The sequence below is a fragment of the Clostridium sp. TJA032 genome (assembly GCF_058310275.1).
Map to the genome: position 1 here is coordinate 1,211,732 of NZ_JBZEFB010000001.1, position 12,901 is coordinate 1,224,632.

At 27.4% G+C, this 12,901-nt stretch carries 13 protein-coding genes; 5 read left to right on the top strand and 8 right to left on the bottom strand.

The features are described from left to right. The first annotated feature begins 49 nt into the window (after positions 1-49). Entirely contained in the window at positions 50-400 is a 351-nt protein-coding gene (locus AC4FRL_RS05630; RefSeq protein WP_491139225.1) for a tetratricopeptide repeat protein, read from the top strand. A 69-nt stretch (positions 401-469) separates the two neighbouring features. On the opposite strand, the gene AC4FRL_RS05635 is transcribed toward AC4FRL_RS05630, so the two are convergent. Genes AC4FRL_RS05635 through AC4FRL_RS05645 form a run of 3 tightly spaced genes read right to left on the bottom strand, consistent with a single transcriptional unit; the run spans position 470 to position 3,530 of the window. After that, positions 470-1,636: a transglutaminase-like domain-containing protein gene (locus tag AC4FRL_RS05635; protein ID WP_491139226.1), complete on the bottom strand. Its 1,167-nt coding sequence runs from the start codon at positions 1,634-1,636 to the stop codon at positions 470-472. Between the two features lie 5 nt (positions 1,637-1,641). Continuing rightward, positions 1,642-2,280 (bottom strand): recombination regulator RecX, encoded by a 639-nt coding sequence (recX, locus tag AC4FRL_RS05640; RefSeq protein ID WP_491139227.1) that lies wholly within the window; start codon positions 2,278-2,280, stop codon positions 1,642-1,644. A 5-nt stretch (positions 2,281-2,285) separates the two neighbouring features. After that, the gene (locus tag AC4FRL_RS05645; RefSeq protein WP_491139228.1) at positions 2,286-3,530 is read right to left on the bottom strand and encodes a M16 family metallopeptidase; all 1,245 of its coding nucleotides are present in this window, start codon (positions 3,528-3,530) and stop codon (positions 2,286-2,288) included. A 94-nt stretch (positions 3,531-3,624) separates the two neighbouring features. Here AC4FRL_RS05645 and AC4FRL_RS05650 point away from each other — a divergent pair, with 94 nt between their 5' ends. Both AC4FRL_RS05650 and AC4FRL_RS05655 read left to right on the top strand, forming a co-directional pair. Then, positions 3,625-4,296, top strand: coding sequence for a response regulator transcription factor (locus tag AC4FRL_RS05650; protein WP_491139229.1), 672 nt, complete (start codon positions 3,625-3,627; stop codon positions 4,294-4,296). Next, on the top strand, positions 4,296-5,819 hold the full coding sequence (locus tag AC4FRL_RS05655; RefSeq protein ID WP_491139230.1) for a HAMP domain-containing sensor histidine kinase: 1,524 nt from the start codon (positions 4,296-4,298) through the stop codon (positions 5,817-5,819). Before AC4FRL_RS05650 ends, AC4FRL_RS05655 begins: the two co-directional genes overlap by 1 nt. Before the next feature lie 57 nt (positions 5,820-5,876). Here AC4FRL_RS05655 and ymfI read toward each other — a convergent pair whose 3' ends face one another. The 3 genes from ymfI to glyA all read right to left on the bottom strand — a co-directional run bounded on the left by ymfI (position 5,877) and on the right by glyA (position 9,072). Further along, positions 5,877-6,623: an elongation factor P 5-aminopentanone reductase gene (gene ymfI / locus AC4FRL_RS05660; RefSeq protein WP_491139231.1), complete on the bottom strand. Its 747-nt coding sequence runs from the start codon at positions 6,621-6,623 to the stop codon at positions 5,877-5,879. 56 nt (positions 6,624-6,679) lie between these two features. Then, complete coding sequence (locus AC4FRL_RS05665) at positions 6,680-7,642, bottom strand: dipeptidase (RefSeq protein ID WP_491139232.1); 963 nt, start codon at positions 7,640-7,642, stop codon at positions 6,680-6,682. A gap of 194 nt (positions 7,643-7,836) precedes the next feature. Next, complete coding sequence (gene glyA / locus AC4FRL_RS05670; RefSeq protein WP_491139233.1) at positions 7,837-9,072, bottom strand: serine hydroxymethyltransferase; 1,236 nt, start codon at positions 9,070-9,072, stop codon at positions 7,837-7,839. 178 nt (positions 9,073-9,250) lie between these two features. Here glyA and AC4FRL_RS05675 point away from each other — a divergent pair, with 178 nt between their 5' ends. Further along, positions 9,251-10,021 (top strand): threonine/serine exporter family protein, encoded by a 771-nt coding sequence (locus AC4FRL_RS05675; protein ID WP_491139234.1) that lies wholly within the window; start codon positions 9,251-9,253, stop codon positions 10,019-10,021. Further along, on the top strand, positions 10,022-10,543 hold the full coding sequence (locus AC4FRL_RS05680) for a threonine/serine exporter family protein (RefSeq protein WP_491139235.1): 522 nt from the start codon (positions 10,022-10,024) through the stop codon (positions 10,541-10,543). It abuts the gene before it with no gap. A 17-nt stretch (positions 10,544-10,560) separates the two neighbouring features. On the opposite strand, the gene AC4FRL_RS05685 is transcribed toward AC4FRL_RS05680, so the two are convergent. Beyond that, on the bottom strand, positions 10,561-10,833 hold the full coding sequence (locus tag AC4FRL_RS05685) for a metal-sensitive transcriptional regulator (protein WP_491139236.1): 273 nt from the start codon (positions 10,831-10,833) through the stop codon (positions 10,561-10,563). Between the two features lie 266 nt (positions 10,834-11,099). Then, on the bottom strand, positions 11,100-12,893 hold the full coding sequence (gene aspS, locus AC4FRL_RS05690; RefSeq protein WP_491139237.1) for an aspartate--tRNA ligase: 1,794 nt from the start codon (positions 12,891-12,893) through the stop codon (positions 11,100-11,102). Positions 12,894-12,901 lie beyond the last annotated feature (8 nt).

Below are 12,901 nucleotides of genomic sequence, written 5' to 3' on the forward strand. Positions count from 1 at the left end.
TGGCTAAATAGGTTAATAATTAAATATATATACTTAATTGGAGGTAAAAATGAACAACTTTTCAAAGGGAAATGAATTATATAACACTAAAAACTATTCAGATGCCATAAATTATTACAAAAAAGCTCTAGATAATGATGAATGTAAGTGTCATAGTTATTATAATTCTGGAGTTTGCTATATAAAGTTAAAACAATATGAAAAAGCTATAGATATGCTAAATAAAGCTTTAGAACTTAATAAGGACTCTAAATATTTCTTTAACTTAGCTTACTGCTATTCAATGATTAATAATAACTCAAAAGCCTTAAGATATTTTAATTTGGCTTGGGCCTTAGATAATAAAGATTCTGATTGTGAAAGAGCTATAAATTTAATTTTAAACAAAATATCTAAATAAAAATTTTTTACATAAAATAAAACTCACAAATACTTTTTTAATTAATAATTTGTGAGTTTTATTTTTATATTACCACTCTCCTACGATTTTCCCATCTCTATGAGTGCTTTCATTTCTTCTGCTATCAAAATAATTTCCTACATCTCCAAAGGTAGGGTCTACTGTTATCCATTTATTTTCATTCTCTAAATAAACTTCATTCCAGGCATGTGGTCCCCACTCTTTTCCATTAAAAGCTTCTCCTGTTAATAATCTAACCTTAAGCCCTACATCTCTAGCCATTGCAACATAAAGACATGCATAATCAAAGCAGATTCCCTTTTTGCTTTCAAAGGCCTCAATTGCTCCTGATTTATATTTAGATGTATCTTTTCCTATATTTGCTGCCTTTTCATCATCATAGGTAATACTTTCACTTACATATCTATATATTCTTTTAGCTTTTTCTCTATCTGTTTTTGCTCCCTTAGTAATCTCTAAAGCCTTTTCTTTAATAGCTTCATTAGACTTTATTCCTTCATCTAAAGTTACTCCATTATAAATATAAACAATATTTTTGTTTTGTTCTTTAACATACTCTTCTTTTTCTTCTTTTTCTCTAGCCTGTTCCTTTTCATCTACCTTATTCTCATAATCCTTATAAAAAGTTTCATAATCTTTATTTAAAGCTTTGTAATACTTATTGTTACTTATTATTTTATAAGCCTTTGAAGATAAGGTATAATTTTCTACTTTATTTCCTAAATATCCTCTACTTCCTAATATAACTAATACTAAAGAAACTACTAACATGTAAAAAATAGCCTTTGGTATGCTTAATATAAGTGAAGCAAACTTACCAAATCTTTCACCCTTTTTAGCTTCCATTCTTTTTATTATTTTAAGAATTGGATTTATAATAATGAAACTAAATATCTTAAATATAATTTTTACAACAAAATAAAGAAAAATAGTAAGTATTAAAACTATTAATATTATTATAACCTGTGGTGAAAGATTGAATTTTGAAACTAAACTATTAAATTCAACTAATAAAATAGAAACAGCTCTCTCAATTAAATCTATTCTCTTTACCGCAATAAAACTTAAATATAGCGCAAGAAAGAAAGATATATATCTTCCTAACTCCTCTATGCTATTTTTCATTCTAATTATATTAAACTTTCTTTTGTATGCAACTACTAAAGGTAGTATAAAAGAAAAAACTATAATTATATCTACTAAGTTAAATTTCATTTCACCTACTCCATATATTCATTATTTACAAGCTTTCTAACTATACTATTACAACAATCATAATCGTATCCCTTAGATAAAAGAAATCTAAATAATTTTTGAGATAATTTATATTTATCACTTTCTTTTTTCTTTAGTATATTATATTTTTTTTCTGCTAAATTAAAGGCAGTATCTCTCTCGCACTCAGAATCTATTTTAGATAATTTATCTAAAATTATCTCATCATTAATTCCTTTTCTTATAAGCGCATATTTTATCTTATTTTTCCCTTGACTTCTAAGTCTATCTTTTATATACATTTCTGCATATTTCTCATCATTTAAAAGATTATATTCTTTTAAAAAATCTATTACTCTTTTAATAGTATTTTCTTCGAATCCTTTTTCAAAAAGTTTTTCACTTATTTCCTTTTCAGTTTTATAAGTTTTTTCAACAGTTCTTAAGGCTGAATTTTTACACTTTATAAATTCATCTTCCTCTACAATTTCTTCTACCTTTTTAATATCTATTAAAGAATCCTTTTTTAATCCTTGCTTATATATAAGCTCTGCATCACAAGCAAAAGCAAAATTATCATCTACATAAACATTTACTCTATTTAAATTTTTCTTTTGAACTTCTATACTAGTTATTTTTCCCATTTCATCTACTCCATTGGTTTTAATATATGTATAGTAGGCTTATTTAAATACTTATTGCAAACTCTATATATATCTTCTCCAGTTAAGACTTCTAATTTTTCCATGCTATTTATAAACTCTGTTATATCTTTTCCTGCTAAGCTTTGAACTAGTACATAACTACAAAGGCTACTACAATCTTCTAAGGTAGATACAACCCCTGTTTTGTGAGTTTTTTTCATCATAGAAAGCATTTCTTCATCAAAGTTTATATTCTTATTTTTTATATCTAATATAGCTTTATTTATTATGTCAATTACTTCACCTATTGATTCTTCTCTAACTGATGTGAAAATATTCATAGTATTTACATTTTCATCTAAATCCATTTGACTATACACATCATAAGCTAACCCTCTTTCTTCTCTAAGCTCTCTAAATAATATAGAGTTAGAACTTTCAGCTAACTTATAACTTAAAATTTTTAAAGGAAGTTTATCTTCTTCATCTACCTCTTTAAAAGCATAAAGATAAGTTACAGTTCCTTGTTCTATTTGAGATTTATAAGTTGTTTTTATTAACTCCTTATTTTCCTCTCTTATTATTTTAGCCTTTTTATGTGCTTTTCCTTCCCACTTTCCAAATAAATCTGTTATTATTTTTTGCATTTGTTCATGACTAAAGGCACTTACAGTTACAATTACACAATTATCAGGAGTATAATATTTTTTATAAAAATCATAAACCTGTTTTCTTTTAAAGCCCTTAACATGTTCTTCCGTACCTGCAATAGAATTTTTAAGAGATGACTTAGTAAAAGCATATTCATGTGTTCTACTTAAACTTAAATCTTCAATGTCATCTTTATCACTTTTTATTTCTGATAAAACAACACCTTTTTCTTTTTTCATTTCCTTTTCATCAAAAGAGGAATTTAAAATCATATCACTTAATAACTCAATTCCCTTTTCAAATTCTTCATCTAAACATGTAATACTATAAACTGTTGATATATAATCTGTATAGGCATTATAATCTCCACCTAAAAATTCTAATTCTTTATTTAATTTTTCGTTACTTCTTTTTTTAGTTCCCTTAAAAAGCATATGTTCTACAAAATGACTCATTCCTAGTTCTTTTTCTTCTTCGTATAAAGAACCTATATTAATTCCAACGTTTATAGAAGCCAATCTTGTATCTTTTTTTATCGTTATAACTTTTAACCCATTAGGTAAAATTATGGTATTTTCATCAAATGTCCATCTTTTCATTAAAAACTCCCCTAAAATTATTTATATAAACCTTAATTTTCATTGTATAATATTAAGTAAGTTAAAACAATATTTTTTAAAGGTTGGTGGTTATATGAATAAAACAGTACTTATTGTAGAAGACGAAATAAGAATAAGATTTCTCGTAAGAGATTATTTTAAAAAAGAAGGCTTTAATGTATTAGAGGCCTCAGATGGTGAAGAGGCACTTAGGATATTTTCTGAAAATATAGTTGATTTAGTCATATTAGATATAATGATGCCAAAATTAGATGGTCTTGCTGTTTGTAGAAATATAAGGGAAGTATCTAATACACCAATAATACTTTTAACCGCTAAGAGCCAAGAGGAGGATAAACTTTTAGGATATGAACTTGGAGCTGATGACTATATGACAAAACCTTTCAGTCCTAAAGTTTTATTAGCTAAGGCAAAGGCTCTTTTAAAAAGAACTGGAAACTTAAATGATAAGAATATATTAGATTTTAATGGATTAACAATAAATAAACTTTCCCATGAAGTTAAATTAAATGGTGAAGAACTTCTTCTTTCTCCTAAAGAATATGACCTTCTTATATATTTATCTTCTAATGAAGGTATAGCCTTATCAAGAGATAAAATATTAGATAATGTTTGGGGATATGACTACTTTGGAGACATAAGAACAGTAGATACAAATATTAAAAGACTTAGAGAAAAATTACTAGATAAGGCTAATTATATAGCTACAGTACGAGGTAGCGGATATAAATTCGAGGTGAAATAGTGAAAAAAAGTATTTCTAAAAGACTATTTATAATAACCTTCGGTATAATAATATTTTTAACCTTGTTTACTATGATATTTCAGATTACTTTTTTCCAAGAATTTTATTATAAAAGAAAAAGTAGTGATTTAAGTAGTGCTGTTTTAAAATTTAGAGCTCTATATTCTTATGACATAAAAAATACAGATTCTCTATATAGAGCTTTAAGTCTTTTTGAACTGGAAAACAACGCTAAAATAGGAATTTACTCTATAGATAGCACCCCAAAATATGTCCCTGACCCAAATAATAAAAATTCGGAAGCAGTAGATTTATTAAACGATATTTTTAACGAACTTTATAGTGATCCAGATTTTGCAAAGACCTTATTAAATTCAAATTCTGGGGTAACAACAGAATTTAATAGTAGAAAATATTCTACTAAATATATTGTTTATATGGTTCCTTTTTCTCTTAATTCTAAAAATGACTCAATAATTATAGCCATAACCTCTTTTCAAGCTATTGAAGAAGCTAGTGCTTTAATAAAAGATTTTTACAAATACATAATTCTTATAGTAATAGTTATTGGTCTTATTTTGTCTTATGTATTTTCAAATTTAATTTCAAAGCCTCTAGTAAAATTAAATAACTCAGCTAAGAAAATGAGTGCTATGGACTTTTCTGAAAAATGTGATATAGATAGAGAAGATGAAATAGGTAACCTAGCTAAAACTTTAAACTTCCTCTCAAAAAATCTTTCTAATGCTTTAGATGATTTAAAAATTAAAAATAAAAAATTAGAAGAAGATATAGAAAAAGAGAGAGAATTAGAAAAGCTTAGAAAAGATTTTATAGCTGGTGCTTCTCATGAACTTAAAACTCCAATTGGTATAATATCTGGTTATGCAGAGGGCATAAAAGATGGAATAGTAGACCATAAAGATCAAGAAATTTATCTAGATATAATAATAGATGAAGCAGAAAAAATGAATAAATTAGTTATGGATATGCTAGAACTTTCAAAGTTAGAATCTGGGAAAATAGACCTTCATATAATTGATTTTTCCTTAAATGACCTTACTGAAGAAGTCCTAGTAAAAAACTCTGTAGATATAAACAAAAATAATTTAACCATAGTAAAAAATTACTCTCCTAGTGAAGACCTTTATGTAAAAGGAGATGATTTTAAAATTGAACAAGTAATAACTAACTTTGTAACTAATGCTATTAAATATTCTGAACCTAATAGTAAAATTATAATAGATATAAAACCTCTTGATGATGATAAGGTATATTTCTCTATTGAAAACACAGGAGCTCATATTCCCGATTCAGATATAAATAAAATTTGGAACCAATTTTATAGAGGAGATAGTTCAAGAAATAGGGGTACTAGAAGTACTGGTCTTGGCTTATCTATAGTTAAAAATCTACTTCAAGCTCATGAAAGTGAATTTGGAGTTATGAACACAGAAAATGGTGTTAAATTTTTCTTCACCTTAGAAAAATCTAAGGAAATTGATAATTTAGAAGAAATATAACCTTTTTAAATTATAAAAAAAGAAGAGTTTTTCTCTTCTTTTTTTATAATTATATTTTTAAAGCATTCCACCATCTACAGTTAAAATTTGTCCTGTTAAATAAGATGAATCTTCAGAAGCTAAAAATTTTGCAATCTTTCCAATTTCAAAGACCTCTCCAAATCTACCCATAGGTATTTCTTCCTCTAATTCTTCCTTTTCTTCTTTAGTAAGCCATGAATTCATCTCTGTGTTTATAACCCCTGGTGCTATGCAATTAACTCTTATTCCCCAAGGAGCAACTTCCTTTGATAAGGCCTTAGTAAACAAATTAATTCCTCCCTTAGTAATTGAATATAAAACTTCACAGGAAGCTCCAACATTTCCCCATATAGAAGATATGTTTATAATTGAAGAATTACCTCCTGCTCTTAATAAATCCATAGCATCTCTTGTAAGCTTCATAGCGCCTATTAAATTTATATTCATAATACTATCAATATCTTCATCAGTAGAATCCATAAATAATCCAATCTTTGATATACCTGCATTATTTACTAATATATCTAGTTTTCCAAATTTATCTTTAATAAAATTTATTATATTCTCTCTATGAAGTCTATTTCCTATATCTCCTCCTAAAACCTCTCCTGTTCCTCCTAAAGATTTAATAATCTCTAAGGTTTCCTTTGCTCCTTTTAAATCACTATTATAACCTATTAAAACAAAGGCTCCAGCTTTTCCAAATTCTATAGCTATGCCTTTTCCTATTCCCTTCGAAGCTCCTGTTATATAGGCTATTTTTCCAAGTAAACTCTTATCCATTAATATTTCATCCTTTTCTTTATAAGTTTAATTTTTTATAAATTAGTATCAATATTTTAAATTAAAACATCTCCTATTATCCTCTTTGCATTTTTATAGTATATTTTCTCTATTTCATTCTCCTTAAATCCTTCACTATGCAAAGCCTCTAATAATAAATTCATTTTACTAGAATCTGTTATTTCAACTTCATTTTCTATGCCATCAAAATCAGAACCTAAAGAGATAACATCTACTCCTCCAATATTTTTTATATGTTTTATATGTCTAATCATATTTTTTATAGTAGCTATCTCAAATTCTTCTTCCCATTCCTCTTTTAAAAATGCATTGCAAAAATTAATTCCTAAAACTCCTCCCTTATTAGCTAGAGCTTTAATCATATCATCAGTTAAATTTCTACTATGCCTTGTCTTTTCTCTACTATTTGAATGAGAAGCTATAATAGGTTTTTTAGAATAATTTATTACATCATAAAAACCTTTATCTGAAAGATGAGAAACATCTATTAACATTCCTAAATTATTCATTTCATAAACAACCTCTATACCTTTTTTAGTAAGACCCTTATCTTTATATTGAAATTCATAATTAGGGTATCCTAAGTCATTTATATGATTCCAAGTTAATGTTATTAAAGACACACCTTCTTTCTTAAATTCTTTTAATTTTTCAATATCTCCCTTAATTGCATCTCCCTCTTCAATAGTTATAAAAGCTCCTATCTTCTTTTCCTTTTCAGCAATATTTAAATCATTTATATTTCTACATAGCATAATATCCTTTGAATTTTTATCTATTTCTTCTTTTAAATTCTTCAACATTTCCTTGCAATAAGAATAGGTGTTAACATTCCAATCTTTATTTATGAACAAAGCAAAAAATTGTGCTAAGGCACCTCCCTTTTTTAATTTTTTTATATCAACTTTTAAATTATTTTCAAAAAGTTTTTTATTGTCTTTAAGCATTCTAGATGCAGTATCACAATGAAAATCTATAAATTTCATAAGCTTTCTCAAAGGAAAAACTCCCCTTGAACTCTCACCTCTTTCAATTATTAATATTATTATTTTAACAATATAAGCTCTATTAAAAAATACCTTATTTTAAATTCTTCCCTTTAATGTTATTTTAAAAAAATTAAAGTCATGCTACAAAATTTAATTGTAACATGACCTTAAATATTAATATTTAAAGATTTTAAAATTATTCTTTACTTATAAAGAGGATATTTATTACATAAATTCTTTACTCTCTCTTTTAATGGTTCTAAATCTAAATCCTTGCATTTAATAGCATCATTTATTATTGAAGCTATTTCTTTCATTTCTTCTTCTTTAAAGCCTCTAGTTGTTACGGCAGGAGTTCCTATTCTAACTCCACTAGTTACAAAAGGACTTCTTGTTTCATTTGGAACAGTATTTTTATTTAAAGTTATTCCTATACTGTCTAAAAGTATTTCAGCATCTTTTCCTGTTATATCCTTGTTACTTAAATCAACTAATATTAAATGATTGTCAGTTCCCTTTGAAACTAACTTAAATCCATAGGATTCTAAGGTTTCTGCTAAAACTTTTGCATTCTTAACAACTTGTTTCATATATTCTTTAAAACTTGGTTCTAAAGCCTCCTTAAAACAAACAGCTTTAGCAGCTATTATATGCATTAAAGGACCTCCTTGTATTCCTGGGAATATATTCTTATCTAATACCTTTGCATATTTTTCCTTACAAAGTATTAATCCTCCTCTTGGTCCTCTTAAAGTTTTGTGAGTTGTTGATGTAACAAAGTCAGCATAAGGAACAGGTGATGGATGTAATCCTGCAGCTACAAGACCTGCAATATGTGCTATATCAACCATTAAATATGCTCCTACCTCATCTGCAATCTCTCTTAAAGTTTTAAAATCTATAATTCTTGAGTATGCACTAGCCCCTGCAACTATTAACTTTGGTTTATTTTTAAGAGCTAACTCTCTTACAGTTTCATAATTTATTGTTTCTGTTTCTTTATCAACACCATAGGAAATAAAGTTAAATAATCTTCCAGAAAAATTAACTGGTGAGCCATGAGTTAAGTGTCCTCCATGACTTAAATCCATGCCTAAAACAGTGTCACCTGGCTCTAAAATTGAAAAATAAACAGCCATATTAGCTTGTGAACCTGAATGTGGTTGCACATTAGCATGTTCAGCCCCAAATAATTTTTTTACTCTTTCTCTAGCTAAATCTTCAACCTCATCTACTACATGACATCCTCCATAATATCTTTTTGAAGGATATCCCTCTGCATATTTATTTGTTAAATATGAACCCATAGCTTCCATAACAGCTTTACTAACAAAGTTTTCTGAAGCTATAAGTTCTATACTATTTTCTTGTCTTTCTTTTTCTTTTTCAATAAGCTTTTCAATCTGCTCATCTTCTCTTTTTAGGTTATCAAAATTCATTAATATTTCACCCCAAACTTAAAATTTATATTACTTATTATAAATTTATTAATTCTTTTTATCAACTATAATAATTTTTTATATTTTAATTGAATTTAATTATTTTCAGTAACTTATTTTAAGTTTTACTATGTTATAATTACTATATTGGTTATAAATTTACATAGGAGATAATAATATGGATTTTAACAAAGTTTTACATATTGCAACTTTTGCTGGAAGAATAATTCTTGAAAGTGGCGGTGAGACTTATAGAGTTGAAGAAACTATCTGTAGAATTTGTGCTGCTTATGGCGTTAGATACGCTGAAAGTTTTGTTACTCCAACGGGAATTATAGTTTCTATATATGATGAAAATAATTACACTACAACATTAGTAAAAAGAGTAACTAACAGAACAGTAGACCTTCAAAAAATACATTTAGTTAATGAACTTTCAAGAAAATTATATACTGAAAAATATTCCCTTGATGAAGTTTTAGAAAAATTAATAGATATAAATGAAAATTGTCCTAAATACGATTTTAAGACAACCCTAATATTTTCAGCTATTGGAGCTGCTGGTTTTACAACTATATTAGGAGGTACTATAGAGGATTGTTTAGTTTCTTTTTTTGTAGGTATGTTTGTAAAGCTTGCCACCTTTAAAGCTGGTGAACTAGGTATAAATACTTTTTTTATAAATACTCTAGGTGGTGCTATAGCTGCTCTTTTATCTTTAATAGCCTATAACCTTGGTATAGGTAGCAATTTAGATACTATGATAATAGGTAGTATAATGCTTTTAGTTCCTGGTTTATCAATTACAAATGCTATAAGAGATACCATAGCTGGTGATTTAATTTCAGGACTTATAAGAGCTGCTGAAGCTTTTTTAGTTGCTATTTCAATAGCTGTAGGTACTGGTATGGTTATGAGTATTTGGATTTACTTTGGAGGTGGAATTTAAATGGTTTTAATAAAAGAAGTTTTAGCTACCTTTATAGCTACTATAGCCTTTGGAGTTTTATTTAATATACATGGTAAAAATTTATTTTTTGCTGGAATAGGTGGTGCTTTAGGCTGGTTAGTTTATAAGGTAGGATTATATTGTGGATTAAATGTTGTATTATCAATGTTTTTTTCTGCTATTGCCTTTAGTGCATATTCAGAAATATATGCAAGAATTTTAAAAACTCCTGTTACTACTTTAGTAGTATGTGCTTTAATTCCCTTAGTTCCTGGTGGTGGAATGTATAATACAATGTATGAAGCTATAAAAGGAGATGCTATGTCTACTTGGAATCAAGCTATAATGACTATTTCTTCCTCTGGTGCTTTAGCTTTAGGAGTTTTATTTGTATCTACTATAACTAGATTAATTACAAATAGAAAAAAACAATACACACATGCTTCTTTAAATCCTAAAAACATTTTACTTTTTAAAAAGCTAAAAAACAAAAAAGATATAAATTTTGATGAAAAAAAATAGACCACAAAGGTGGTCTATTATTTTATAAAACTATTTAATGTTTTCATAAGTTGCTCTAATCCTGCTAATTCATCTTTATCTTCTTCTCCTATGCCCATACAGTTTCTTGCATAGTTTTCTATAAGAAGCACACCAACCTTATTTATAGCAGCTCTTATAGCTGAAATTTGTGTTAAAACATCTCTACAACAGACATCCTTCTCTACCATTCCTTGAATGCCTTTTACTTGACCCTCTATCTTTCTTAATCTTACAAGTATATCTTTTCTTAAAGCTTCATTATCATTCAAAACTTACACCTCATACCATTTATTGTAGTCTAATATATAATATTTTCTATTTATATTATTATTTCATATTAATAATTTAATATACCTTAAATTATTCTTAAAAGTCAATAAAAAATAGCAATCTAATAATTAAGATTACTTTTAATAATTTTTTAAATATAAAAAACTATTAATTTAAGTATAAATTTATTAAAATTAGCGTGAGTAAAAAGAACTCACGCTAATTGAAAATTTATTTTAACATCTCAATTTAGATTGCTTAAAAATTATTGTGCATTATCTTCTTTCTTTATTGTTTCAATTCCTAATTCTTTTAATTGTTCTTCATCTACTATATTAGGTGCTTCAGTAAGATAACAGAATGCATTTTGGTTTTTAGGGAATGTTATAACATCTTTTATATTTTCAGTTCCTGCTAAGAACATTATCATTCTATCTAAACCGAAAGCTAATCCACCATGTGGTGGTGGTCCAAACTTAAATGCCTCTAATAAGAATCCAAATCTTTCCCAAGCTGATTCTTGAGTAAAGCCTAAAACTTCAAACATTTTTTCTTGAAGTTTTGTATCATGTATTCTTATAGAACCTCCACCTAATTCTTCTCCATTTAATACTAAATCATAAGCCTTAGCTCTAACTCTTCCTGGGTCAGTATCTAAGTATTGTATATCCTCATCCATTGGCATTGTAAATGGATGGTGAGCTGCAAAGTATCTTCCTTCTTCTTCATCATACTCAAGAAGGTCAAATTCTGTTATCCATGTAAAGTTAAATTCATTTTTATCCTTAACTAAATCAAATTTTCTTGAAAGCTCTAATCTTAATTCTCCTAAAGCTTTTAAAACAACTGAATTCTTATCAGCAACTATAAGGATTAAATCTCCTGTTTTAGCTCCCATTGTTTCAATTATTTTATTTAATTCTTCTTCACTAAAGAATTTAGCTATTGGTGATTTAACTCCTTCTTCTTTTAATTGAATCCATGCTAAGCCTTTAGCCTTAAAAGTTTTAACAAACTCTCCTAGTCTATCAATATCTTTTCTTCCCATAGAAGCTCCACCTTCTAGGCATAAACCTCTAACAGAACCTCCATTAGCTACAGCATCTGTAAATACTTTAAATCCACAATCCTTAACAACATCGCTTAAGTTTGTAATTTCCATTCCAAATCTTAAATCTGGTTTGTCTGAACCGTATTTTCCCATAGCTTCTTTAAATGTCATTCTCTTTATAGGTGTTTTCACATCAACTCCTATAACTTCTTTAAATACATGTTTTATTAAACCTTCATTTAAAGCCATAACATCATCTTGTTCAACAAAAGACATTTCTAAATCAACTTGAGTAAACTCTGGTTGTCTATTAGCTCTTAAGTCCTCATCTCTAAAACATTTAACTATTTGGAAATATCTATCAAAACCTGATACCATTAATAATTGTTTAAATAATTGTGGTGATTGAGGTAGTGCATAAAACATTCCTGGATAATTTCTAGATGGAACAAGATAATCTCTAGCTCCTTCTGGTGTTGATTTTGTAAGTATTGGTGTTTCCATTTCTAAGAAACCATTTTGGTCTAAATAATCTCTTATTGCCTTAGTTGTTTTATGTCTTATTTTAAAGATATTTTGCATATCTGGTCTTCTTAAATCTAAGTATCTATACTTTAATCTAATACTCTCAGCAGCATCTAAATCTTCTTTTATATATATTGGAGGAGTATCTGATTCAGATAAAATCTTTAATTCCTCAGCCTTTAACTCCACCATACCAGTTGGCATATTTGGATTTACTGACTCTCTCTTAACTATTTCACCTGTTACAGCAATACAATATTCAGGTCTTATTGATTTTGCTTTCTCTAGGATTTCTTCTCCTAAATCATCATTAAATACAACCTGTAAAATTCCTTCTCTATCTCTTAAGTCTATAAATTGAAGACCTCCAAGATTTCTATTTCTTTGAACCCAACCCATTACGGTTACTTTTTGTCCAATATGGCTTTCTCTAGCGTCGCCACACATAATGTTACGCTTTAATCCATTTAAAGCTTCACCCATTTTAATTC